We start from the raw sequence: 22532 nt of genomic DNA, 5'->3' as shown, positions 1-22532 counted from the left end.
TCAGTTCGGCAGGTTGCCCTTGGCAACCTGCCGATTCCACTCGTCGCACGTGATCGCATAGACGACATGCGGCTTGAGATGCGGATGAGTGTCCGGCACGCGCGGGTGGTCGAAGTCCAGGCTCGGCACGCGGTGCATGCCGAGCCGCTTCATCACTGCCGTCGAGCGATGGTTTTCAGCCACGGCAAAGGATACGACGGCATCGATCTTCTTCTCCGTGAAGGCAAACTCCAGCAGGGCGAGAGCTGCTTCTGTCGCGTAGCCCTTGCTCCAGAAGCGGGTGGCGAGCCGCCAGCCGATCTCTACCGTCTGCTCTGGAAAGACGGAGGGCATATTAGCGTAGGACAGGCCGCAGAAACCCATCGGCTCCTGCGTCGCCTTCAGTTCCACGGCGTAAAAGCCCAGGCCATTCTCGTTGATCATGCCGTTCAGCCGGCCGAGGAAGGAATCGGCTTCCTCATGGTTACGGCGAAAGGGAAAGAATTCCATCACCCTGGGGTCGGCATTGATCTCGCGGAAGAGATCGCGGTCGGTCTCCAGCCAGTTACGGAGCACCAGCCGCGCGCTCTCGAGAATGACCGTCCTCTCCTTCATGGCGTCACGAAATCCGTGCGGCGATAGCCTTGGATATAGAGCAGCGCGCTCAAGTCGCCGTGGTCGATGCGCATCTTCGCCTGGGCGGCGACCGTGGGTTTGGCATGCAGCGCGACGCCGGAACCCGAAATGCCGATCATGCCGAGATCGTTGGCGCCGTCGCCCACTGCCATGACATCTTGCGGCGAAATGGCGAGGCGAGCGGCAATATCGAGCAGCGCATCCACCTTGGCCTGCTTGCCGAGGATGGGTTCAGCCACTTCGCCGGTCAGTATACCGTCCTTCTCGATGAGTATATTGGCGCGGTTCTCATCAAAGCCGAGGGTGGCGGCTATCCGCTGGGTGAAGACGGTGAAGCCGCCGGATACCAAGGCCGTATAGAAGCCGCGGGCCTTCATGGTGGCTATAAGCTCCGGGCCGCCGGAGGTGAGCGTGATGCGATTGGCGATGACCTCGTCCACCACACCGATAGGCAGGCCCTTCAGCAGCGCCACTCTTTCGCGGAGCGCAGGCTCGAAGGCGATCTCGCCATTCATGGCGCGCGCCGTGATGGCCGAGACCTTGTCCTTCAGCCCAACCACGTCGGCCAGTTCATCGATGCACTCCTGTCCGATCATGGTCGAATCCATGTCGGCAATCAGAAATTGCTTGCGGCGCGTTTCGGCTTGCTGAACCACCATATCGATGGGCATGCTGCCGATCACGGTCCTTAGCGATGCTTCCACCGCCTGCAGATCGGCATCATCTCGCAGTGCGAGATCGCAAGCCACGCCGTCCGCCAGCCAGTAGAGCCCGCTGGCCTTAGCCGCCTCTGCCGCCTGCTCTCCGATCTCTTTGCTGAGAACCGGGTTTGACGGATGAGCAATAAGCGTGGCAACGAAAGCCATATGATGAGCCTTGACGAAAATATCGATGCGATCCTGATAACCGGCCCGACCGCCAGCGGCAAGTCGGCGCTTGCCGTTCGCCTGGCGCAAGAGGCGAATGGGGTCGTCATCAATGCCGATAGCATGCAGGTCTACGACACGCTGCGCATCCTGACCGCGCGGCCTTCGGACGAGGACATGCAGGGCCTGCCGCACCGGCTCTACGGACATGTCAGGACCTTGCACGCCTATTCGACCGGCGAGTGGCTGCGCGATGTCGCGCCTCTGCTTGAACAGGTGAGGGCGGATGGTCGCATGCCGATCTTCGTTGGCGGAACCGGGCTTTATTTCCGGGCGCTGACCGGCGGGCTTTCGGATATGCCCGAGATCTCACAGGAGGTCCGCTGCCGGGTGCGTCTGCGGCTGAAGGAGGAGGGTGCCGAAGCCCTTCATGCGGAACTTGGCGGTCGTGATTCTCCGGTGGCCGCCAGCCTCAAGCCGAACGATGGGCAGCGGATCGTTCGGGCGCTGGAAGTGCTGGAGGAAACGGGGCAATCCATCACGGCGTTCCAGGATCGCAAGGGTCCCGTTGTGATCGACCCGGCACGGGCGCGCAAGCTGGTGGTGCTGCCGGACCGGCAGGTGTTGGCGAAGCGGATCAATCGCCGCTTCGCGCAGATGCTTGACCAAGGGGCGGTGGAGGAGGTGGAGAGGCTGCTGGCGCTCGATCCGGCGCCCGATCTCCCCGCCATGAAAGCAATCGGCGTGCGCGAGATCGGCGAGATGATCGCCGGGCGCATGACCCGGGCTCACGTCATCGAGCGGGCCTCGGCGCTGACGCGGCAATATGCCAAGCGGCAGATGACCTGGTTTCGCAACCAGATGGACGCGAGCTGGGAGCGCGGCGAGTTCGCTGCTTAAGCCGCTCTTCCGTTATCAGTCCTTCTCGTGCAGGCTGCTCAAGGGCTTCTTCAGCAGGCTCTCTCTCAGCGACCCTTCCCGTCGCAGCAAGGGGTTTTGCCGAGTGGAAACCTCGGGTGATCGCGCCGGCATAGGCGAATCGAATGAGCGTTCCCTGCGGATGTCGGCAAAACGGTCCGGCGGCAAGGAGCTGCGGTCGCGCCCGAAAGCTCCAGGCAGCATGTCTGGTCGATATGGTTCGAGCGGCGGCACAGCAGTCTGGCGAGAGATAGATGCCGAAGCTGGCATGTCGGGCGACTGCAACTCCAGACGCCAACGTTCGACTTCCGCGGCTGTGGCCGGCGGATAGTCATTCGCCATATCGTTCGCAGGCGCGGCGGCATCTGTCGGCTGAGTAGTACTGGCGTAACTCTGCTGGAAAGACGAGATGTCCGGAGGACCGGTAACGGAGCGCATGCGGGCAATGACGGCGCGCAGATCGACCGTATCGGGCGTCTCTTCCGATCCCTTGTCGGCCACGCCGTTCGCTTTTGGCAGATACCGTGGCTCCACTCGGGCAAACTTCATCCGCATGGGAACCGAAATGGCCTCTCCAAAGGCGATCGCCTCGCCATTGCCGATGGAGGACAGGAAGCTGGTCGTGGAAATGGAGGAATTCGGGATGGCCGACTTGATGATCTCCTGGTCCCGCTCATTGGAGAGACGCATGGCGAAAAGCGTGGAGCATTGGGAAAGAATAGTCTGGTCGAGCTCGCCCGGCCGCTGGGTGATGATGCCCAGCGACACTCCATACTTGCGACCTTCCTTGGCGATGCGGGAAATGGCCTGCACGGTCGGATAGAAACCGACTTCGCGGTCGGCAGGCACATAGCGGTGCGCCTCCTCGCAGACGACGAGCATGTGGATGGCGCCATGACTCCAGAGCGCCAACTCGAAGGCCATGCGGCAGAGGATGGAAGCGACGGAATTGACGACTTCCGAGGGAATGCCGGCGAGCTGGAAGGTGGAGATCGGTCGGTCATCTCCCGGGATGCGGAAGATGTGCGCAATGGTCTCCATGATCGTGTCGTTGATCGTGTTGTTGGAGAACATGAAGTGGTAGCGCGGGTCGTTGATCGCCGACATGACGCGCATCTTGAGCGAACGCAGGAAGGGCTTTTCGCCCCGTCCTTCCAGCCGGCCGATGCGTTCGTCGATCAGCGCCAGCAGATCCGCCATGCGGTAGGGCACCGGCGTGTCGGCGGTGATGGAGCTCTTCTCCGTCGTCCGTCGCATGAGGCTGGAGTCGCTGCCGCGGAAGGAGCGCTTGGCGTCGGGAATAAGATCACGCAGGATGTCGAGTTCTTCGGCGACGGCCGGGCGGCCGCGGAAGACGACTTCCGAGAATTCCTCCAAGCGCATTAGCCAGAAGGGCAGGTCGAGCGTATCCGTGTCGATAACCACCGCATGATCGGGGAATGCGGACGCGAATTCGTTGTGAGGATCGAGGATTAGCACCCGCAGCTTGGGATCGGTTTCGATGGCCTTGTGCAGCAGAAGCGAGACGGCGGTGGACTTGCCCACGCCCGTTGAGCCGACGATGGCGAAATGCTTGGACAGCATGGACGGGATATGGATTGCGGCGTCGAGGCTTTCGTCCTGGCTAAGCTTGCCGATGACGCAGGTGTCGTTCTTGCCGGCGTCATAGATGCGCAGGAGGTCTGCCGCGCGGATGCGGTGCGCAATGGCGCCAAGATAAGGGTAGCGGGAAATTCCGCTGGAGAATTCCTCGCGTCCGTCCGGCCCGACCCGGACTTCGCCCAGAAGCTCGACTTCGATATGAAACTTGTTGTCTTCGCCTTCGCCCCAGTCCTTCTCGCCGGTTTCCATGGAGTAGGAAAGCGCCACGACGCGATTGCTGCCGACGCTGATCGAAATCAGCCGCCCCACGGACCATAGCTCGGTAAGATCCGTTTCGCCTCCGTCGGCGACCGCAGCTATGGTGGCATGAGAGCCGTTGCAAGCGACGACTCGGCCCAGCATGCGGTTATGACGTGCCTGGAGATCGCGGCGATCTTGTTCGCCTGCCGAGGCCGACCTGTGAAGATCATTATTGAGCAAAAGGCGCCCCTATTATTGGGGTGAACTTACGGATGGACTGGTCGGACAGGGATGTGTCCGCCTTAACCGGTGAAGTATTAGGAACAGGACCTTAACAACTCCTGTAGAGGAGGCCGTATTTCCGGAAGCCGCGCGAGCAAAATCGGCCGGATGGCATTTTTTGAAGTGGAGCAACGTTGACGGACAGCTGTTATGCGGCTAACACTCCCACCCATGAAAATCTCGATCGCTCTTATTGTGGTGGGAACGCGCATGGGCAGGATGGTGTAACCATCCGGCGATAGCCACCCATGCGCGGAAAGACAGGCTCCTCAAGGGGCCTTTTTTTATGCCCTCAATCCGGCTCGGAGGAGCCGCCGGAACTCCAGCAGCGAATGGACCAAGACATGACGGACACCACGACCCAGACGCCAGATAATCGCATGACTGGCGCAGAGATCGTTCTGAAGGCGCTGAAAGACAATGGCGTCGAACACATCTTCGGCTATCCCGGCGGCGCCGTTCTGCCGATCTACGACGAGATCTTCCAGCAGGACGATATCAAGCACATTCTGGTGCGCCACGAGCAGGGCGCCGGCCACGCGGCCGAAGGCTATGCCCGCTCTACAGGCAAGGTCGGCGTCATGCTGGTGACGTCAGGTCCGGGTGCTACCAATGCAGTCACGCCGCTGCAGGACGCATTGATGGATTCGATCCCGCTGGTCTGCATTTCCGGTCAGGTTCCGACGACGCTGATCGGCTCTGATGCCTTCCAGGAGTGCGATACGGTCGGCATTACCCGCCCTTGCACCAAGCACAACTGGCTCGTCAAGGACGTCAACCAACTCGCCGGGGTCATCCACGAAGCGTTTCGCATTGCGCAGTCAGGGCGTCCCGGCCCTGTTGTCGTCGATGTTCCGAAGGACATCCAGTTCGCAACGGGCACCTATACGCCCAAGCCTGAGGTTGTTGCCAATGTCAGCTACCGGCCGAAGCTCGACGGCGACATCAGGGCTATCGAGGCTGCCATCGAGCTCATGGCGTCGGCCCGCCGGCCCGTGTTCTACACCGGCGGCGGCGTCGTCAATTCCGGCCCCGAAGCCTCGCGACTGCTGCGCGAACTGGTCGAACTCACCGGTTTCCCGATCACTTCGACGTTGATGGGGCTTGGAGCCTATCCGGCATCCGGAGCCAACTGGCTCGGCATGCTCGGCATGCACGGTTCCTACGAGGCCAATATGGCGATGCACGATTGCGACGTCATGGTCTGCATCGGCGCGCGTTTCGACGACCGCATCACCGGCCGCCTCAATGCGTTTTCGCCGAACAGCCGCAAAATCCATGTCGATATCGACCCGTCGTCGATCAACAAGAACGTTCATGTCGATATCCCAGTCATCGGCGATGTCGGCAGCGTTCTGAACGACATGGTGCGTCTGTGGCGGGCATTGCCGCACAAGCCGGCCAAGTCGCAGACGGAAGAATGGTGGAGCAACGTCAACCGCTGGCGGGCTCGTAAGTCGTTCTCCTACAAGAACTCCAACGACGTAATCATGCCGCAATATGCGCTGGAACGTCTCAATGCGCTGAGCAAGGGCCGCAAGACCTTCATCACGACGGAGGTCGGCCAGCATCAGATGTGGGCCGCGCAGTTCATGGAATTCGAAGAGCCGAACCGCTGGATGACCTCGGGTGGCCTCGGCACGATGGGCTATGGCCTGCCGGCTGCTATCGGCGTTCAGGTCGCGCATCCGGATGCGCTTGTCATCGACGTCGCGGGCGACGCTTCGATCCAGATGTGCATCCAGGAAATGTCCTGTGCCATCCAGCACGAATTGCCGGTCAAGATCTTCATTCTCAACAACCAGTATATGGGCATGGTTCGTCAGTGGCAGCAATTGCTGCACGGCAACCGTCTGTCCAACTCCTATACGGAAGCCATGCCTGATTTCGTCAAGCTGGCGGAAGCCTACGGCGCCGTCGGCCTCTATTGCGACGATCCGAGGGAACTGGACGATAAGATCGAGGAGATGATCGCAGTTAAGAAGCCGGTGATCTTCGATTGCCGGGTCGCCAATCTCGCCAACTGCTTCCCGATGATCCCCTCGGGCAAGGCGCATAACGAGATGCTGCTGCCGGACGAAGCGACCGACGAGGCCGTTGCGACCGCAATCGACGCCAAGGGCCGCCAGCTTGTTTAATAGTGGGCGTGCAGCTTCTTCAACCAGTTTTTGAGAAAACGGATCCAAGATCATGAATGCGCATCAGCAACCGACAGGATCGGCCTATTTCATCACACCCGAGACCGCCAAAGCCGAAAGCCATACGCTTTCGGTTCTCGTCAGCAACGAGCCGGGGGTTCTCGCCCGCGTGATCGGCCTCTTTTCAGGCCGCGGCTACAATATCGAAAGCCTGACGGTTTCGGAAACGGAGCATGAAGCTCACCTATCCCGCATTACCATCGTCACGCGCGGCACCCCGACGGTGCTGGAGCAGATCAAGGCTCAGCTTGAACGTATCGTCCCGGTTCACCGGGTAGTGGACCTGACGGTGCGAGCCCGCGACCTTGGCCAGGAGCGGCCGATCGAGCGGGAAGTCGCGCTGATCAAGGTGGTCGGTACTGGCGATAACCGCGCCGAGACGTTGCGCCTTGCAGATGCGTTCCAGGCAAAAGTGGTAGACGCGACGATTGAGCATTTCATCCTGGAAATTACCGGCAAATCTTCGAAGATCGACCAGTTCGTAGCGGTGATGAAGCCGCTCGGCCTGGTCGAGGTCTGCCGGACGGGTATTGCGGCGATGAATCGCGGTCCGCAGGGAATGTGATCGGTTGGCGCTGAGGGCAGAGGGCTTAACGATAGTGCAGAAGGACTGGCTACCTGCGCCCGGTATGTCGCTCGGCGCCACCTTCTATGTCCGTCAGTCCCAGCCCTGGCTCAAGTATTATCTCGGCGTCGAAAAGCTGCAGACGACGATGTCGCCGGGGATCGGCGGCATCGTTCGCTGGGGAGGGCGGATCCCTGCAAAGACGGCCAGTCTCATCGCCCGCATTCGGCGGTTACCTGTATGGTATCTGGAGGACGGTTTTCTTCGCTCGGTCGGGCTCGGCAAGTCGATGACGCTGCCGATCTCCATCCAGATCGACGATCTCGGCATGCCGATCGACGCTTCCCGGCCTTCGCGGCTCGAGCAGTTGATCGCCGGTCCTCAGGATGATGCGACGCGGGCGCTGGGGGATAGCATTCGAGAGGTCATCGTCCGCCGCAAGCTGTCGAAATACAACAACCTGCCGCATCGCGCGCCGGAATTCGAGAGGACCACGCGGCGGCGCCTGCTGCTGGTCGATCAGGTGTTTGGGGACGTTTCCGTGCCGTTGGCGCGTGGCTCCGGGGCGAGCTTCGAACGCATGCTGGAAGATGCGGTGGCGAGTGGAGCGCAGTGCATCGTGCGCACCCATCCCGACGTCATGGCCGGGTTCCGGAAGGGCTATCTGGCCGAGCAGGTTGCGGGCAAAGCCGGCGTCATCCTCTCGGCTGATCCAGTCTCTGTCTCCTCCGTGCTGGACGCTGTGGACGAGGTCTGGACGGTGTCGAGCCAGTTCGGCCTCGACGCCATGATGCGGGGGTTGCCGGTGCGCTGCTACGGCGCTCCGTTCTATGCCGGCTGGGGCCTGACGGATGACCACTTCTCGGATGAGGCAAAGGGGGTGCTCGGCCGGCGGCGGACTTCCCGTCCCACCATCGAGCAACTGGTTGCTGCAGCCTTCGCATTTTATCCGGTCTATCGCGATACGCAGAGTTGGGAAGAGATCGACGTGTTCCGCGCCATGGACCTACTGGTGGCCGAGCGCCGCCAACTGCAACTGGATTAGATCATCTCCAGCGGATGCTTGCGTTGCGGAGGTGGGAAGGCGTCGTCCAGAGAATCCAGATCCTCGTCGCTGAGGTCGAGCTCGACGGACTGCGCATTTTCCTCCACGCGTTGCGGGTTGGCAGATTTGGGGATGGCAATCACGCCATCCCGCTCCAGCAGAAAGGCCAGTGCCACCTGGGCCGGTGTCGCCTGGTAGGCCTTGGCGATGCGGATGAGTTCCGGGTTGCGCAGGATGCGGCCCTGCTCTATCGGGGAATAGGCCATGATCGGGATGCCACGTTCTTGGCACCAGGGCAGAAGATCGTATTCGATGCCGCGGCGGGAGAGATTGTAGAGAACCTGGTTGGCAGCGCAGTTCCTGCCGTCGGGCAGTTCCAGCAACTCCTGCATGTCATCGAGGTCGAAGTTCGAGACGCCCCAGGCGCCGATCTTGCCCGCGCGCCTAAGCTCCTCGAAGCCGGCTACTGTCTCTTCCAGCGGGTGCTCGCCGCGCCAGTGCAGAAGGTAGAGGTCGAGATGATCCGTCGTCAGCCGCTCCAGGCTGCGGTCACAGGCATCGATCACACCCTGATGGCTGGCATTCCAGGGATAAACCTTGCTGACCAGGAAGACCTCGTCCCGTCGTCCGGCAATGGCTTCGCCGGCAATCTCTTCGGCGCCGCCCTCGGCATACATTTCCGCCGTGTCCAGCAATGTCATGCCGAGATCCAGGCCACGCTTCAGGCTCTCGACCTCGATCGGTGCAGCACTTGCATGTTCGCCCATGTTCCATGTGCCCAGGCCAAGAGCCGGCACGGAAATACCATTCGGAAGTAACACTGTCGGAATGTCGGCCATGAATTTGCTCCGCGGGTTGGCTGTTGACACATCACATATGGCGTCGTGACGAGCTTCCAAGTTCTGCTTGCAGATCTTCAGTAACGATCCTATCACCGAGGCTATAGACCATCCGCCAAACGAGACGGTCGCGAATTCCGGGGAAGGGTTGAAACAAGGAGGGGAAAATATGTCGCTGGATACCTTTCTGGCTCTCGTCCTGTTTGCCTTCACCACCTCGATCACGCCCGGCCCGAACAATATGATGCTCTTCGCGTCGGGGGTGAATTTCGGTTTCATCCGGACAATTCCGCATATGCTTGGCATAGGCGTTGGTTTCCTGTCGCTGTTGATCGGCGTCGGGCTTGGTCTAGGGGCGTTGCTGCATGCAGTGCCGGTCGTCTACACTGCGCTAAAATTTGCCGGGGGTGCTTATCTGGTCTGGATCGCCTGGAAGATCGGCACGTCACGCAGTCTGTCGGATGGCAAGGTCGGCGCGCAGCCAATGACATTCCTTGGCGCGGCGGCCTTCCAATGGATCAACCCAAAGGCTTGGGTCATGGCGGTGACGGCCATGGCCACCTATACGAACCCGGATTATTACCTGCCGACCGTGATACTCGTCGGGCTCGCTTTCGCCGCCGTCAACATGCCGAGCGTTTCGACCTGGGCCGGCTTCGGCTCCGCTCTGCGGGACTGGCTGTCGGTGCCAGCACGGCTGAAATGGTTCAACATCACGATGGCGGTGCTACTTGTGGCAAGCCTCTGGCCCATGCTGAAGTGAAGGATATCGTCATGCACGATCACGACCACCATGACCATCATCATGACAATCGTTATACGGATATGCAGGCGCGGGTGAGGGCACTGGAAACGGTGCTCACGCAGAAGGGCCTCATCGATCCCGCCGCCATAGATGCGATCGTGGAGACCTACGAGACCAAAATCGGTCCGCGTAACGGCGCGCATGTGGTTGCCAAATCCTGGGTGGAGCCGGAATTTTCGGAATGGCTGCAGACGGATGCAACAGCGGCCATCGCCAGTCTCGGTTATACGGGACGCCAAGGTGAGCATATGCGGGCTGTCTTCAATACGCCCGAGACGCACAACCTCGTCGTCTGCACGTTGTGCTCCTGCTATCCGTGGGCCGTGCTCGGCCTACCGCCGGTCTGGTACAAGGCACCCGCCTACCGCTCTCGCGCAGTGATCGATCCGCGTGCTGTGCTGGCCGAATTCGGTCTGGTGCTGCCGGAGACCAGGAAGATCCGCGTCTGGGATTCGACGGCGGAACTGCGCTATCTGGTGATCCCGCAACGGCCTGAGGGTACAGAGGGAATGGATGCGCCGGAGCTTGCGCAACTGGTGAGCCGCGACGCGATGATCGGCACCGCACTTGCCGGAAGACCGGCATGAACGGGCCGCACGACCTCGGCGGGCAGATGGGACTAGGCCCGGTCGCGCCGGAGAAGGATGAGCCCTATTTTCATGCGGAATGGGAAAAGCGGGCACTTGGCCTGACGCTTTCCTGCGGGATCTTCGGCGCCTGGACGATCGACGAGAGCCGGCATGCGCGTGAGAACATTCCCCCAGTCACCTACCTCTCCGCCAGCTATTACGAAATCTGGATAAGGGCGCTCGAAACGCTGCTGGAGCGGCATGGCTTTGCCAGTCGCGCGGAAATCGATGCAGGGCATAGGCAGCTCGAACCGGCGATCCCCAAACGCGTGCTGAAAGCGGACATGGTGGCAGATGTGCTTGCCAGAGGCGGCCCCTGTGACAGGTCCGTCGATGCCGAGCCTCTGTTTGAACCGGGCGATCGGGTCAGGACGAAGAACTTCAACCCGCAGACGCATACACGGCTGCCGCGATATGCCCGCGCCAAGACTGGGGCGATTGAAGCGGTGCAGGGAAGCTTCGTGTTTCCGGACGATAATGCGCATGGCAAGGGCGAGAACCCGCAATGGGTCTACACCGTCGTTTTCGATGGCGCAGAAATATGGGGCGAGGATGCCGATCCCTCGCTTACCGTCTCGATCGACGCCTGGGAGAGCTATCTTGAGCGTGTGTGATGTCAATTCACCACTTGTTGGATCGCCCGGCTTGCAGGTATCGCCAGAAGGGTCTCCGGTTTTCCACGAACCCTGGGCGGCCGAAGCTTTCGCCATGACGGTCCATCTCCATGAGCAGGGCGTCTTCACCTGGAGCGAATGGGCAGCCAATCTTTCCCGGGAGGTGCATCGACCCGGGCGGGAAGTCGATGGAAGCGACTACTTCGATTGCTGGGTGGCGGCGCTTTGCGCGCTCCTGGTGGAAAAGGGTGTGGCCGATCCAGAGACGATCGACTCGCTTCAGCATAGCTGGCAAAGGGCCGCCGAAGCGACACCGCATGGCAAGCCGATCGAGCTTGCCAATGATCCGTTGAGGTAGACCGACGGCATGGGTTCTTAACCGTCGGTAATGCCGGCTGAGGGCGCTTGAGCTAAGCCTTATCAGGAGGGAAACTGCCTGTAACATTCCTCGGCAATCGTCTGGAGCAGATCGCGGGAGATCTCGCCGGTCACGGCATAGCCAAGTTCGCCGTCAATCCAGTAAAAAGTCTCGACATCGCTGGCCGAGGCAAATCGGAAGCTCGTCGTCCGGTTCTCCTTGTTGCGCCCGACCATGACGGTGACACGTTGGCCGCCCCCATTCTCGTACATGAACATTGCACCCGGTTTTCCGGCAACCGGCAAAAGCCGCCCGCCGACCAGCTTGAAGCCCTGCGCCTGAAGGTTCGGGACTTTCAGGTCGGCGATGGAAAGGCGCTTGCCGAGCCAGGTGGCAAGATGCGCCTCTTCATTGGCGAAGACTTCCACCGGATGGCGCACTTCGCTGGTATAAACGAGGAAGGCATTGCGCGCTTCGCGCGGCAGGGTTTCCGCATAGGCCAGCTGGATATCCGGTTGCTGGAAAAGCCTCGGGCCGTAATGGCCGCCAGCGGCTCCGACCGCGAGAAGGACAACGGCTGCGGCCGCCAGCGCCAGCCGGCGGTGCGCTGTTACGGCGGGGCGGGCGGAACCGAGCGACAGCATGCGGATATCGTCGGGCCTGGATTTCTCGTGGGCGGCGAAGGCTGCGCGAAGCTGGTCGTTCTGCGACTGCCAGTCGGCTACCATTTCGGCCGCATCCGGGTTTTCAGCCAGGAATTGCGCGACCCGGCTGCGCTCGGCCTCGGCGAGAAATCCGTCGGCGTAGGCGTGCAGTTCCGCCTCTGAAACGGGTCGGGCTTCGATCATCTGGGTCTCCGCAGCGGTATGACGTTTTCCTCCCGAATTTTTTCACGCAGTGCCCGGCGCGCCCGTGACAGGCGCGACATGACAGTGCCGACCGGAATATCCAGCATGTCGGCGACGTCCTGATAGGAATGGCCCTCCACAACCACCAGCATCAGCACGGCGTGCGCCTCACCGGGCAGGGTTTCGAGCGCCTGGAAAAGACGTTTCTTCTCCAGCGGGTCGTCGTAGCCGGAGCTTGCCGCCACGGTTTCCGCTTCCTCGATACCGACGGAGGGGCGGCGCGCGATTGCACGGCGCGTGTTGAGATGAAGATTGGTCATGATCCTGTAGGTCCAGGATTTGAAGTTGGAGCCGCGCCATTGGCTGCGGCTGACCAGCACTTTTTCGACGCAGTCCTGCAACAGGTCCTCGCTCTCCGCATCCGAACGCGTCAGGCTGCGAGAATAGCGCCTGAGCTGCGGCAGGAGCGCAAGGATCTGCGCCTCGAAGGAGAGCGTCGCCGGAGCCTTGGGCTCGCGCGACGCCGGAGTGGTTTGATCAGGGCTTCGCAAGATCCCAGACACCGTTCATGCCGTCCCCGGTGATATCGCCTTCCTTGGCGTCCTTGACCCAGTAATAAAGCGGCATACCGTCCTTGGCCCACTGTTTCGACCCGTCCTTGCGGGTTACCAGCGAGTATGCACCATCGGCCTTGGCATCGGAAGCGGCGATGACCGGCGGCCAGTTCGTGGCGCATTTGTCGTAGCAGTTCGAGGTGCCGGGCTTGTCATTCTTGAACGTGTAAAGGGTCATGCCTTTTTCGCCGGCAAGCACTTCGCCCTTGTCGGTCTTGACGGACTTGAACGGGCCGGCGGCGAGGGCGGCGCCCGTCATTGCGGCAAGTGCGCCAAAGATTGCGGTCGATACGAGAATGAGTTTTTTCATGGATCGTTTCCCTGGTTGATGGCGGCTTGCGAGAAGTCACCAATGCCAAGACACCGGGTCGTCCGATTTTATTCCGTCGCCGCCGCATTTTTTTTGCGTCGATCGCCGCAGGGAGATCACCATATCGGATGAGGCCGTCTGCCCCCGGCTTTGATTCCGCTTTCGTTCTTTTTCGGTTGCGCTTCGCGGCAGAATCCTGCCAAGTCCGGCCATGCAATTTGCACCCCAACAGGATGAAGCCCTGAAAGCTGTCGCACGATGGCTGAAGGAGGGCCGAAGCCCCGTCTTCCGGCTGTTCGGCTATGCCGGAACGGGCAAGACGACGCTTGCGAAGCACTTCGCGGAACATGTGGACGGAGACGTGCTGTTTGCCGCCTTTACCGGCAAGGCAGCGCAGGTTCTGCGGGCGCGCGGTGCGCGCAATGCCAAGACGATCCATTCGCTGATCTATCGGCCGCGTGGTGAGGAGGCTGTGGAGGATGAAGCCGGCAAGACGTCGATTTCGCCGATGTTTTCCATCAACCGCCAAAGCCCGGTGGCCAAGGCTGCGCTGATCATCATCGACGAATGCTCGATGGTGGACGACGCGCTGGGGAAGGATCTGATGAGCTTCGGCACACCGATCCTGGTGCTTGGAGATCCCGGCCAGCTGCCGCCGGTGTCGGGAGGCGGCTTCTTCACCGAGCAGGAGCCGGATTATCTTCTGACGGACATCCACCGCCAGGCGCGTGACAACCCGATCATCCAGCTTGCGATGAACGTGCGTGAGGGCAAGGAAATCATGCACGGCGACTACGGCACCGCCAAGGTGATCTCCCGCAACGAGGTGACCCAGCCACTGGTCATGGAGGCGGACCAGGTTCTGGTCGGCACCAACAAAACTCGTAAGCGCTACAATCAGCGGCTTCGCGAATTGAAGGGTTTTACGGCCGACTATCCGCAATCGGGCGACAAGCTGGTCTGCCTGCGCAACGATCAGGTGAAGGGCCTGCTGAATGGTTCGCTCTGGCAGGTCATGAGTTCGTCGCGCGAAACGGTAAAGCCCGGTATCAACCTGATGATCCGGCCGGAAGACGACGACATGGATCGCGGCGCGTCCAAGATCAAGTTGCTGAAGCAGGCCTTCGAGACGGAAGAGGAAATTCCCTGGACGACCCGCAAGCGGTATGACGAATTCGACTACGGCTACGCGCTGACGGTCCACAAGGCCCAAGGGTCGCAGTGGAACAATGTCGTCCTGTTCGACGAAAGCTGGGCCTTTCGCGATACACGCGAGCGCTGGCTTTATACGGCCATCACTCGCGCAGCAGAAACGCTGACCATCGTACGCTGAAGATTTCCAGAGGATGCTATGCCGGCCAAGCTCTCCGTCAACCTCAATGCCATCGCCATGCTGCGCAACCGCCGCGATCTTCCTTGGCCGAGTGTCGAAGGTCTTGGGAGAATCGCGCTTGCGGCGGGCGCGTCAGGGCTGACGGTTCATCCGCGGCCCGACCAGCGGCATATCCGTTTCTCGGATCTGCCGGTACTCCGCGCTTTGATCGACGACGAGTTTCCTGGCGCCGAGTTCAATATCGAGGGCTATCCGAGCGAAGACTTCCTTGCCCTTTGCGAGAAGATCCAGCCTGAACAGGTGACGCTGGTGCCGGACGACCCGGCCCAGGCGACCTCCGATCACGGTTTCGATTTCCGTGCGAGCGGCGAGATGCTGAAGCCGATCGTGGCCCGCCTGAAGGCGAATGGCATGCGCGTATCGCTGTTCGCCGACGGAGATGGCGATGTGGAGGCTGTAAAGCTTGCCAGGGCCACCGGCGCGGACCGGATCGAACTCTATACCGGCCCCTATGGCGGATGCTTCGATGATCCTGAGCAGGCAGCGATCATTTTGGAGGGACTTGGGAAAACGGCAGATTCGGCCTTCGCAGAAGGTCTCGGCGTCAATGGCGGCCACGACCTGACGGTAGCGAACCTTCCGCCGCTCGTGAAGCGCATTCCGCGACTGGCGGAGGTTTCGATTGGGCACGGATTGACCGCCGACGCTTTGGAACACGGAATGGCGGAAACTGTTCGCCGCCTCTGCCGCGCCTGTGGACAGGCGGTCTAACAGCGGCATTTGACCGAGCCGGTTGCCGTTAATGTTGCGATGCAGCATAATGGGCGAGGCATTCAAAGGAAGTTGTTGTGGCAGAACATAAGGTCGTTGTCGTCGGGGGAGGTTTCGGAGGGCTAAGTTTGGTGAACGGACTTAAAGGTGCGCCTGTTCAGGTCACACTGATCGACAGACGCAATCACCATCTCTTTCAGCCGCTTCTTTATCAGGTGGCAACAACGGCGCTTGCCACATCCGAGATAGCCTGGCCGATCCGCGGGCTTTATCGCGACCGCAAAGAGGTCACGACCTTGCTCGACGAGGTTGTTGGAGTAGACCGTGAAGCGAAGACGGTGACGCTTCGGTCTGGTGACACCCTGCCATACGACACGCTGGTGCTCGCGACAGGCGCCCGTCACGCTTATTTCGGCCATGACGATTGGGAAGGTGTGGCTCCTGGGCTTAAGACACTCGAGGATGCCACGACTATTCGCCGCCGCCTGCTGCTTGCCTTCGAGCGGGCGGAAATTGCCGAAAAGACATCCGAAGTGGACGCGCTGCTGACCTTCGCCATTATCGGTGCTGGGCCGACCGGCGTCGAACTGGCGGGCATGATCGGCGATCTTGCCAATAACGTGTTGCCGCCCGAGTTCCGCAAGATCGATACACGGCGGACGCGGGTGCTTTTGATCGAGGCGGGGCAGCGCGTGTTGCCAGCCTTCAGCGAAGACCTGTCCGATTATGCAAAAGATGCGCTCAAGAAGCTCGGGGTCGAGGTACGGCTTGGAGAGCCGGTGACCAATATCACGGAGGAGGGCGTTACAATCGGCGACATGCTCGTCCCCTGCCGCACGGTCGTGTGGGCGGCCGGCGTGCAGGCGTCACCCGCCGCGAAATGGGTGGATGCGCCTTCAGACAGGGCCGGCCGTGCACGCGTTGGACCAGATCTCGCGATTGAAAGCGACCACAGCATTTTCGTTATCGGTGATACCGCGCTGGTCAATCAGGAAGACGGAAAGCCGGTGCCGGGGATTGCTCCCGCGGCCAAGCAGCAGGGCGAATATGTTGCCCGCGTGATCAAGTCTCGGCTGACGGCCAAGCCGGCTCCGGCACCGTTCAAGTACAAGCATCAGGGAAGCCTCGCAACAATCGGCAAGCGCGCGGCCGTAATCGACTTCGGCCGAATCAAGCTCACCGGCACGCTTGCGTGGTGGATCTGGGGGATTGCCCACATCTACTTCCTGATCGGAACTCGGTCGCGGCTGGCAGTCGCCTGGAGCTGGCTGTGGATCTATTTGTCCGGCCAGCACAGCGCACGGCTCATCACTCAGAAAGAGACGCTCAAAGGCGAGGTCTGAGGCAGATTTATTGCCGGATGGCGCCGTTTGAGACATGGTCCTGCGGACAGTTAGATTTCGGAAGAGCTGAAAGGTCCAGCTCCCAGGTCTGGCCGATACATGCGGGACCGAAAAGCTGGTGTTTCTCTTCCGCGACAAGCTTGAAGCCTGCGCTGCGGTAAATGTGGATCGCTGCTGTCAGATTGTCGTTCGTCCACAGGGCCAAGGTCCGATAGCCCGATGCTCTTGCGAACTGGACGCACTCGTCGACGAGCCTGCGTCCAAGCCCCAATCCACGCGCTTGAGGCTCCAGATAAAGAAGGCGCAGCTTCGCCACCGGTCCGCCGCCATCTGCCACCAGAACCGAGCCCAGCCTTTCACCATCGCGCTCGGCTATCCAGCAATACTCTCGCTGCGGATTGAAGTGGGCGATGAATTTCCCAGCGACCTCGGCGACCAAAGCTTCGAACATCCCGTTCCAGGCATATTCGTGAGTATAAGCCACAGACTGTCTTTCGATGATCCAGCCCATGTCGCCAATTCGGTGTGGACGCAGCACGACAGGCGAAGCGGCCGCTTCTCGGTCAAACAGCCGCCGGATGGTTTGCATCGAACGAACCAGATCCTGTGTGCCTGCTTCGTCCAGATGCTGCAGTTCGCCTGCCAGTTGCTGGCGCGAAAGTTCGCCGAGCCGTTCGCTTTCCGCTTGTCCCGTGCTGGTGACATGGAGCGTCTGGCTACGTCCGTCAGCGGGATCAGGAACACTGTCGATAAGTCCTGTCTGACGGAATTTCTTCAGGACCCGGCTCAGATAGGCCGGGTCAAGGCCGAGCTCGCGGTTGAGTTCGGTTGCCGAGATGTATTGGCGCGCGCCGAGTTCATAGAGAATGCGCGCCTCGGTCAGCGCGTAAGCCGTATCGAGGTAGCCTTTCGCCAGCAAGCCTAGCTTGTTGGTGTAGAAGCGGTTGAAGGCGCGGACGTCATCTATGACATCAATGTCAGTCATCGGCAGAACTCCCTCAAGGGCACTCTGCATAATTACTTGACTGAGTCAAATATCTACGCTGCTGCCTTGGTCGCCTGTACGCTGTCGAGCGCGAACTCCACCGCCGCCATGGCATGGACGGTGGTCGAGTCGATGCAGGGCAGCGATAGCGCCTGCGGATCGAGAAGCATGCAGATTTCCGTGCAGCCCAGGATGACGCTGTCGGCGCCTTCGGCCTTAGCCCTTTCGATCATGGCCATCGCCCGGGTTCTGGAGTCGCAAACGATCTTGCCGGCGCAAAGCTCGCCAAAGATGATCTGGTGCATGTCCAGCCGGTCTTCGGCCGGAGGCACCATGATGTCGATACCGAGCGACTTCATACGGTCCGCGTAGAAGCCATGTTCCATCGTATAGCGGGTGGCGAGCAGAAGCGGTCGTTTCAAATTGCGCGCGGTCAGCGCCTTTGCCGTCTCGTCAATGATGTGGATAAGCGGGATATCGACCGCAGCCTGTACCTCCGATGCAACCAGGTGCATGGTATTGGTGCAGATGAGGATGCATTCTGCCCCGGCCGCCTTCAGCGCCGAGGCACTGCCGGCAAGGTGGGCGGCAGCCTTGTCCCAGCGGCCTGCTTTCTGCATTTCGACCACATCGGCAAAGTTCAGCGAATGAAGCACGAGATCGGCCGATACGAGATCGCCGAGGCGATCGCGCATCATTTCGTTGATAAGCTTGTAATACACAGAAGTGCTTTCAAAGCTCATTCCACCGATCAAGCCTATCCTGCGCATAATTTTCTCCATACGGAACGATAATTAGATGATGTATCTAATTATCGTAGATTCTGGAGATTTACAATCCTGATCATTCAACCTGCAAGGTTAGCTTTTCGGGCATCGAAGAAATCAGCCAAGGTCTGCGGCTGCACGTCAGTGAGCGTCTCGAAATCCTTGGTGACGATGTCGAAATTGCCTGCCTGCACATTGGCGTCGGCCGAGACCAGCATCTTCACCACGAAGTCCGGAAGGCCAGCCCCTGCAAGACCCTGTGCCAACTGGTCACCATCGACATGAACGACGTCCAGTGGCTTGGCCGTCGCGGCGGATGCGCGGGCGGCGATGTCTTCGGCCGTCAAGGACTCGTCGCCGGTGAGGGTGAAGGTCCGGTTTCCGATCGGTGGATCTGCGAGGACGGCGGCCGCAGCGCGAGCGCAGTCATCTCGGCTTATCGTCGCGATCCTGCCGGTCCCGGTGGCGGTGTACCACTTGCCAGCCTGCAGGTTGTGCGGCATGCCCATGAGGTAATTGTCGTGATACCAGGCATTGCGCAGGATGGTGTAGGAGAGGCCGCTTGCCTTGATTGCTTCCTCAGTTCCCAGATGATCGGGTGCGAAGGTAACCAGCGACTTGTCCGGGTTCGGCATCGATGTGTAGACGACATGACGTACACCAGCCTTCTTGGCGGCGAACACAGCGGCCTTGTGCTGGATCAGTCGCTTGCCCGGCGTCGCGAGTTCATTGGTGGAAATGATCAGCAGCCGATCGACACCTGAAAAGGCCTCCACCAGCCCGTTTTCGTCATCGAAATCCGCCGAGCGGATTTCGATGCCCTGAGCCGAAAGATCTGCCAGACTGACTGGATTGCGGCTTGCTGCGACCAGATCCGCAGGTGCAATTGCATAGGTCTGCAGGAGGTGCTGGAGGACCGCGCGGCCTAGTTGTCCGGCAGCGCCGGTGACGAGTATCTTTGTCATGTTTTTTCCTTCTGCCAGCGCCGCAGCGCCATCGTGATTTATGGTCTCAAAAAGAGACTAGGGATAGAATAGGAATTGACGCGGTCCTGTAAAGGAGGCAGTTCTGCGGGAGATCGTTACCTGAAGGGAACCACCGCCATGGCTGTCGCAACTAAGCGTTCTTTTATGCTTGATGAGCAGGGGTGCGACGTAAGCGAATGGGATGCGGGCAATTGCCCGGTGCGCGATGTAATCGAGCGGATCTCGGGGAAATGGTCGACGCTGATTCTGGAAGCGCTGGCTGAAAAGCCATATCGGTTCGGAGAATTGCGCAGGCTTGTGCCAGATATTTCGCAGCGTATGCTGACACAGACGCTGCGTGATCTGCAGCGCGACGGTTACATCGACCGAAAAGTCTTTCCGACCAAGCCGCCAAGCGTCGAATACAGCATGACCGCGCTCGGTCACTCTCTGTTCGAACCATTACTGAAGGTGCTGCAATGGGCAGCAGCCAATCACCACTCGGTCAAGGCTGCCCGCGCCAGATATGACGAGAGCGATATGGCGTGACATGAAAAGGGGCGGCCTGTCGGTCGCCCCTTTCTGCATCAAGTAATGATTCGCGCTTATGCAGCGAGCGACGCAGTGTCGATGACGAAGCGGTAGCGGACGTCGCTCTTCAGGACGCGTTCGTACGCTTCGTTGACCTGCTGGATGTTGATCTTTTCGATCTCGCAAACGATGTCGTGCTTGCCGCAGAAATCCAGCATTTCCTGGGTTTCCTTGATCGAGCCGATCATCGAGCCCGACAGGCTTTTGCGACCTGGGATCAGCGAGAAGGCATGAACCGGAATGGCATTCTCCGGTGCTCCCACGACGACCATGCTGCCATTGACTTTCAGAAGGCCGAGATAGGCGTTCCAGTCGATTTCGGCGCTGACCGTGCAGATGATCAGGTCGAAAGTGCCGGCGAGCTTGGTGAAGGTTTCAGCGTCGCTGGTGGCGTAGTATTCCTTGGCGCCGAGCTTCAGGCCGTCTTCCTTCTTGGATAGCGATTGGGAGAGGACGGTGATATCCGCGCCCATGGCTGCGCCAAGCTTGACGCCCATATGGCCGAGCCCGCCCATGCCGACGATCGCGACCTTCTTGCCGGGACCGGCATTCCAGTGGCGCAATGGCGAGTAAAGCGTGATGCCGGCGCAAAGAAGAGGCGCCGACGCATCGAGCGGCAGGTTGTCCGGGATAGACAGGACATAACCTTCCTTGACGACGATCGAGTCGGAATAACCGCCTTGGGTCGGAGTCTTGCCGTCCGCCTCGACGTCGTTATAGGTCTGGACGAGGCCGGGCATGTACTGCTCGTTGTCGACATCGCGGGCCGCGCAACCGACGCAGCTGTCGACGAAGCAGCCGACGCCGACGCGATCACCGACCTTGAACTGGGTAACCTTTGAGCCAACGGCGGTAACGATGCCGGCAATCTCGTGACCGGGGACGATCGGATATTTGGCGTTTTTCCACTCGTTACGTACCGTGTGGATGTCCGAGTGGCAGATGCCGGCAAATTTGATGTCGATGACGACGTCGTCTTCGTTCGGTTCACGGCGTTCGAATGTAAAGGGCTTCAAGGGCGCGGATGCGTCGGTCGCGGCATAGCCTTTTGCAATAGGCATGGATAGCTCCATAGGTTGGGAAACAGACGATGCGGAATATGGGGCGGTTAAGGCTGTAGCGTTAGGGTCGATCCTCCGCAGTTCTTGCACGATCCTGCGAAATTGGAGGTACAGGTAGTTGCTTGTGCCAATAAGCGGACTAAGGAAAGACGCCACCAGAAGCGGAAGCAGTCGATGACACTGACCTTTAATCCCTATCAAGAGATCGCGTCCATTGCAGCACGGTTTGTCACGAAAGACGGAGAGGTGACGACAGCGGTAAGCAATCTTATCCTCAGCCGACGCTCCACTCCGACGGCACCGCACTATATTGACTACCGGCCCTGTATCGGTCTCGTTTTACAAGGTACGAAGAGCGTAACCTTAGGTGACGATACGATCGATTACGGCGTTGGCGACTATTTGCTGACTTCGATCGAGCTACCCGTCACCTCCCGTGTGACGGCGGCAAGTCCCGACGTGCCCCATCTGTGCTTCGTGCTGGCAATCGATCCAGTGCGGTTGTCGGGACTGCTGCAGCGAACGGATCTTCCGAAAATAAACGCGGGGAGCGATAGCAAACGTGGCATCGGCGCAAATATCGCGACCCATGAACTGCTGGATGCTGCGACACGGCTGTTACGCCTTCTCGACCGCCCCGCGGACATTTCCGTCATGGCGCCGCTGATCGAGGAGGAGATTCTCTACCGCGTCCTAAGCGGACCCGATGGCGGCAGGCTTCTGAATATCGCAACAGCGGAAAGTCGAAGCAGCCGAATTGCGAGAGCCGTCAACTGGCTGCGGGCAAACTTTCATCGGCCGTTGCGGATCGAAGAACTGGCAGAGGTGGCGGGCATGAGCCTGTCGTCCTTCCATCACCACTTCAAGGCGGTGACCGCGATGACACCCGTACAATTCCAGAAGAAGCTACGCCTGCACGAGGCTCGGCGCCTCATGCTCGTGGAAGGCCTCGATGTCGGGACAGCGGGCCATCGCGTCGGCTACCAGAGCCCATCCCAGTTCAGTCGGGAATACAGCCGACTTTACGGAATGTCACCGCTTCGTGACGTCTCTGCTCTATTGGAAGCGTAAGAGCTAGGGAGTGTGCATTGAGGATGTCGCTCAGCCGTGCTGGCGATTGAGCCGGTCGATGATCTCAAGCGTGCCATCCGGGCGTACGCGGTAGGTTTCGACGATGTGATTGCCGCTTCCGTCATAGAAATGATGTTCGAAAGTCGATCCGGCAGGCACCCGGCTGAAGCCCATCCGCACCTCGGGGGTTCGGTAGGTGATGCTGCCGTCGACGGGTTCCAGAGGTCGCGCCTGAGCTCCGACAGCCAATGTCAAAAAAGCCAAGGCGGTAAGGGTCATTCTCATATTCAAGCTCCT

Annotated in this window: 25 protein-coding genes; 13 read left to right on the top strand and 12 right to left on the bottom strand. The window is 60.2% G+C overall.

Features of this window, described 5'->3' with window-relative positions:
• Both EPK99_RS07445 and serB read right to left on the bottom strand, forming a co-directional pair.
• Positions 1-594: a GNAT family N-acetyltransferase gene (locus tag EPK99_RS07445; protein WP_128442420.1), complete on the bottom strand. Its 594-nt coding sequence runs from the start codon at positions 592-594 to the stop codon at positions 1-3.
• Positions 591-1481 carry a phosphoserine phosphatase SerB gene (serB, locus tag EPK99_RS07440; RefSeq protein ID WP_128442419.1) on the bottom strand — a complete coding sequence of 297 codons (891 nt, stop codon included), beginning with the start codon at positions 1479-1481 and terminating at the stop codon, positions 591-593. Before serB ends, EPK99_RS07445 begins: the two co-directional genes overlap by 4 nt.
• On the opposite strand from serB, the gene miaA reads away from it, so the two are divergent.
• On the top strand, positions 1482-2381 hold the full coding sequence (gene miaA, locus EPK99_RS07435; protein WP_128443354.1) for a tRNA (adenosine(37)-N6)-dimethylallyltransferase MiaA: 900 nt from the start codon (positions 1482-1484) through the stop codon (positions 2379-2381).
• Between the two features lie 15 nt (positions 2382-2396).
• Here the strand turns inward: miaA and EPK99_RS07430 are convergent, their stop codons facing one another.
• Complete coding sequence (locus EPK99_RS07430) at positions 2397-4481, bottom strand: ATP-binding protein (protein WP_128442418.1); 2085 nt, start codon at positions 4479-4481, stop codon at positions 2397-2399.
• Positions 4482-4867: 386 nt separating this feature from the next.
• Here EPK99_RS07430 and EPK99_RS07425 point away from each other — a divergent pair, with 386 nt between their 5' ends.
• The 3 genes from EPK99_RS07425 to EPK99_RS07415 are packed head-to-tail and all read left to right on the top strand — an operon-like array spanning position 4868 to position 8331.
• Complete coding sequence (locus tag EPK99_RS07425; RefSeq protein WP_128442417.1) at positions 4868-6661, top strand: acetolactate synthase 3 large subunit; 1794 nt, start codon at positions 4868-4870, stop codon at positions 6659-6661.
• A gap of 52 nt (positions 6662-6713) precedes the next feature.
• A complete protein-coding gene (gene ilvN, locus EPK99_RS07420) occupies positions 6714-7286 on the top strand; it encodes an acetolactate synthase small subunit (RefSeq protein WP_128442416.1) in 573 nt (190 codons plus the stop codon).
• 34 nt (positions 7287-7320) lie between these two features.
• Positions 7321-8331 (top strand): capsular polysaccharide export protein, LipB/KpsS family, encoded by a 1011-nt coding sequence (locus EPK99_RS07415; RefSeq protein ID WP_245582360.1) that lies wholly within the window; start codon positions 7321-7323, stop codon positions 8329-8331.
• Here EPK99_RS07415 and EPK99_RS07410 read toward each other — a convergent pair.
• Positions 8328-9170: an aldo/keto reductase gene (locus EPK99_RS07410; RefSeq protein WP_128442415.1), complete on the bottom strand. Its 843-nt coding sequence runs from the start codon at positions 9168-9170 to the stop codon at positions 8328-8330. The genes EPK99_RS07415 and EPK99_RS07410 overlap by 4 nt on opposite strands.
• A 169-nt stretch (positions 9171-9339) precedes the next feature.
• On the opposite strand from EPK99_RS07410, the gene EPK99_RS07405 reads away from it, so the two are divergent.
• The 4 genes from EPK99_RS07405 to EPK99_RS07390 are packed head-to-tail and all read left to right on the top strand — an operon-like array spanning position 9340 to position 11576.
• Positions 9340-9933 (top strand): LysE family translocator, encoded by a 594-nt coding sequence (locus EPK99_RS07405; protein ID WP_128442414.1) that lies wholly within the window; start codon positions 9340-9342, stop codon positions 9931-9933.
• An 11-nt stretch (positions 9934-9944) separates the two neighbouring features.
• Positions 9945-10562 carry a nitrile hydratase subunit alpha gene (nthA, locus tag EPK99_RS07400; RefSeq protein WP_128442413.1) on the top strand — a complete coding sequence of 206 codons (618 nt, stop codon included), beginning with the start codon at positions 9945-9947 and terminating at the stop codon, positions 10560-10562.
• Positions 10559-11218 (top strand): nitrile hydratase subunit beta, encoded by a 660-nt coding sequence (nthB, locus tag EPK99_RS07395; protein ID WP_128442412.1) that lies wholly within the window; start codon positions 10559-10561, stop codon positions 11216-11218. The genes nthA and nthB overlap by 4 nt, the downstream gene beginning before the upstream one ends.
• Positions 11205-11576 carry a nitrile hydratase accessory protein gene (locus EPK99_RS07390; RefSeq protein ID WP_128442411.1) on the top strand — a complete coding sequence of 124 codons (372 nt, stop codon included), beginning with the start codon at positions 11205-11207 and terminating at the stop codon, positions 11574-11576. The genes nthB and EPK99_RS07390 overlap by 14 nt, the downstream gene beginning before the upstream one ends.
• Before the next feature lie 62 nt (positions 11577-11638).
• Here the strand turns inward: EPK99_RS07390 and EPK99_RS07385 are convergent, their stop codons facing one another.
• From EPK99_RS07385 to EPK99_RS07375, 3 genes are read right to left on the bottom strand one after another with little or no spacing between them, the layout of a single operon-like run.
• Positions 11639-12424: an anti-sigma factor family protein gene (locus EPK99_RS07385; protein ID WP_128442410.1), complete on the bottom strand. Its 786-nt coding sequence runs from the start codon at positions 12422-12424 to the stop codon at positions 11639-11641.
• Positions 12421-12978, bottom strand: a complete 558-nt coding sequence (locus tag EPK99_RS07380) for an RNA polymerase sigma factor (RefSeq protein ID WP_128443351.1) — start codon at positions 12976-12978, stop codon at positions 12421-12423. Before EPK99_RS07380 ends, EPK99_RS07385 begins: the two co-directional genes overlap by 4 nt.
• Entirely contained in the window at positions 12962-13348 is a 387-nt protein-coding gene (locus EPK99_RS07375) for a COG4315 family predicted lipoprotein (RefSeq protein ID WP_164901729.1), read from the bottom strand. The genes EPK99_RS07380 and EPK99_RS07375 overlap by 17 nt, the downstream gene beginning before the upstream one ends.
• A gap of 211 nt (positions 13349-13559) precedes the next feature.
• On the opposite strand from EPK99_RS07375, the gene EPK99_RS07370 reads away from it, so the two are divergent.
• The 3 genes from EPK99_RS07370 (at position 13560) to EPK99_RS07360 (ending at position 16795) form a co-directional block, all read left to right on the top strand.
• On the top strand, positions 13560-14681 hold the full coding sequence (locus tag EPK99_RS07370) for an ATP-dependent DNA helicase (RefSeq protein ID WP_128442409.1): 1122 nt from the start codon (positions 13560-13562) through the stop codon (positions 14679-14681).
• Between the two features lie 18 nt (positions 14682-14699).
• The gene (locus EPK99_RS07365; RefSeq protein ID WP_128442408.1) at positions 14700-15452 is read left to right on the top strand and encodes a pyridoxine 5'-phosphate synthase; all 753 of its coding nucleotides are present in this window, start codon (positions 14700-14702) and stop codon (positions 15450-15452) included.
• A gap of 77 nt (positions 15453-15529) precedes the next feature.
• Positions 15530-16795 carry an NAD(P)/FAD-dependent oxidoreductase gene (locus EPK99_RS07360; protein ID WP_128442407.1) on the top strand — a complete coding sequence of 422 codons (1266 nt, stop codon included), beginning with the start codon at positions 15530-15532 and terminating at the stop codon, positions 16793-16795.
• Between the two features lie 7 nt (positions 16796-16802).
• On the opposite strand, the gene EPK99_RS07355 is transcribed toward EPK99_RS07360, so the two are convergent.
• The 3 genes from EPK99_RS07355 to EPK99_RS07345 all read right to left on the bottom strand — a co-directional run bounded on the left by EPK99_RS07355 (position 16803) and on the right by EPK99_RS07345 (position 19512).
• Positions 16803-17780, bottom strand: coding sequence for a bifunctional helix-turn-helix transcriptional regulator/GNAT family N-acetyltransferase (locus EPK99_RS07355; RefSeq protein WP_128442406.1), 978 nt, complete (start codon positions 17778-17780; stop codon positions 16803-16805).
• Positions 17781-17833: 53 nt separating this feature from the next.
• Entirely contained in the window at positions 17834-18550 is a 717-nt protein-coding gene (locus EPK99_RS07350; protein ID WP_128442405.1) for an aspartate/glutamate racemase family protein, read from the bottom strand.
• A gap of 77 nt (positions 18551-18627) precedes the next feature.
• Positions 18628-19512, bottom strand: coding sequence for an NmrA family NAD(P)-binding protein (locus tag EPK99_RS07345; RefSeq protein ID WP_128442404.1), 885 nt, complete (start codon positions 19510-19512; stop codon positions 18628-18630).
• 165 nt (positions 19513-19677) lie between these two features.
• Here EPK99_RS07345 and EPK99_RS07340 point away from each other — a divergent pair, with 165 nt between their 5' ends.
• The gene (locus EPK99_RS07340) at positions 19678-20061 is read left to right on the top strand and encodes a winged helix-turn-helix transcriptional regulator (RefSeq protein WP_425374188.1); all 384 of its coding nucleotides are present in this window, start codon (positions 19678-19680) and stop codon (positions 20059-20061) included.
• Positions 20062-20117: 56 nt separating this feature from the next.
• On the opposite strand, the gene EPK99_RS07335 is transcribed toward EPK99_RS07340, so the two are convergent.
• A complete protein-coding gene (locus tag EPK99_RS07335) occupies positions 20118-21164 on the bottom strand; it encodes an NAD(P)-dependent alcohol dehydrogenase (protein ID WP_128442402.1) in 1047 nt (348 codons plus the stop codon).
• Between the two features lie 174 nt (positions 21165-21338).
• Here EPK99_RS07335 and EPK99_RS07330 point away from each other — a divergent pair, with 174 nt between their 5' ends.
• The gene (locus EPK99_RS07330) at positions 21339-22235 is read left to right on the top strand and encodes an AraC family transcriptional regulator (protein WP_128442401.1); all 897 of its coding nucleotides are present in this window, start codon (positions 21339-21341) and stop codon (positions 22233-22235) included.
• A 30-nt stretch (positions 22236-22265) separates the two neighbouring features.
• Here the strand turns inward: EPK99_RS07330 and EPK99_RS07325 are convergent, their stop codons facing one another.
• Positions 22266-22520, bottom strand: coding sequence for a hypothetical protein (locus EPK99_RS07325; protein WP_128442400.1), 255 nt, complete (start codon positions 22518-22520; stop codon positions 22266-22268).
• Between the last annotated feature and the right edge of the window lie 12 nt (positions 22521-22532).

It is taken from the genome of Neorhizobium lilium (genome assembly GCF_004053875.1).
Classification (GTDB): Bacteria; Pseudomonadota; Alphaproteobacteria; order Rhizobiales; family Rhizobiaceae; genus Neorhizobium; species Neorhizobium lilii.
The sequence above is the reverse complement of the archived record's forward strand: the minus strand, read 5'-3'. Positions and strand labels throughout refer to the sequence as shown.

Excerpts from the sequence above, each read along its gene's own strand:
- EPK99_RS07445 (WP_128442420.1), bottom strand. The coding sequence starts at position 594 with ATGAAGGAGAGGACGGTCATTCTCGAGAGCGCGCGGCTGGTGCTCCGT.
- serB (WP_128442419.1), bottom strand. The coding sequence starts at position 1,481 with ATGGCTTTCGTTGCCACGCTTATTGCTCATCCGTCAAACCCGGTTCTC.
- miaA (WP_128443354.1), top strand. The coding sequence starts at position 1,482 with ATGATGAGCCTTGACGAAAATATCGATGCGATCCTGATAACCGGCCCG.
- EPK99_RS07425 (WP_128442417.1), top strand. The coding sequence starts at position 4,868 with ATGACGGACACCACGACCCAGACGCCAGATAATCGCATGACTGGCGCA.
- ilvN (WP_128442416.1), top strand. The coding sequence starts at position 6,714 with ATGAATGCGCATCAGCAACCGACAGGATCGGCCTATTTCATCACACCC.
- EPK99_RS07410 (WP_128442415.1), bottom strand. The coding sequence starts at position 9,170 with ATGGCCGACATTCCGACAGTGTTACTTCCGAATGGTATTTCCGTGCCG.
- EPK99_RS07405 (WP_128442414.1), top strand. The coding sequence starts at position 9,340 with ATGTCGCTGGATACCTTTCTGGCTCTCGTCCTGTTTGCCTTCACCACC.
- nthA (WP_128442413.1), top strand. The coding sequence starts at position 9,945 with ATGCACGATCACGACCACCATGACCATCATCATGACAATCGTTATACG.
- nthB (WP_128442412.1), top strand. The coding sequence starts at position 10,559 with ATGAACGGGCCGCACGACCTCGGCGGGCAGATGGGACTAGGCCCGGTC.
- EPK99_RS07385 (WP_128442410.1), bottom strand. The coding sequence starts at position 12,424 with ATGATCGAAGCCCGACCCGTTTCAGAGGCGGAACTGCACGCCTACGCC.
- EPK99_RS07375 (WP_164901729.1), bottom strand. The coding sequence starts at position 13,348 with ATGAAAAAACTCATTCTCGTATCGACCGCAATCTTTGGCGCACTTGCC.
- EPK99_RS07370 (WP_128442409.1), top strand. The coding sequence starts at position 13,560 with ATGCAATTTGCACCCCAACAGGATGAAGCCCTGAAAGCTGTCGCACGA.
- EPK99_RS07365 (WP_128442408.1), top strand. The coding sequence starts at position 14,700 with ATGCCGGCCAAGCTCTCCGTCAACCTCAATGCCATCGCCATGCTGCGC.
- EPK99_RS07355 (WP_128442406.1), bottom strand. The coding sequence starts at position 17,780 with ATGACTGACATTGATGTCATAGATGACGTCCGCGCCTTCAACCGCTTC.
- EPK99_RS07350 (WP_128442405.1), bottom strand. The coding sequence starts at position 18,550 with ATGCGCAGGATAGGCTTGATCGGTGGAATGAGCTTTGAAAGCACTTCT.
- EPK99_RS07345 (WP_128442404.1), bottom strand. The coding sequence starts at position 19,512 with ATGACAAAGATACTCGTCACCGGCGCTGCCGGACAACTAGGCCGCGCG.
- EPK99_RS07340 (WP_425374188.1), top strand. The coding sequence starts at position 19,678 with ATGCTTGATGAGCAGGGGTGCGACGTAAGCGAATGGGATGCGGGCAAT.
- EPK99_RS07335 (WP_128442402.1), bottom strand. The coding sequence starts at position 21,164 with ATGCCTATTGCAAAAGGCTATGCCGCGACCGACGCATCCGCGCCCTTG.
- EPK99_RS07330 (WP_128442401.1), top strand. The coding sequence starts at position 21,339 with ATGACACTGACCTTTAATCCCTATCAAGAGATCGCGTCCATTGCAGCA.
- EPK99_RS07325 (WP_128442400.1), bottom strand. The coding sequence starts at position 22,520 with ATGAGAATGACCCTTACCGCCTTGGCTTTTTTGACATTGGCTGTCGGA.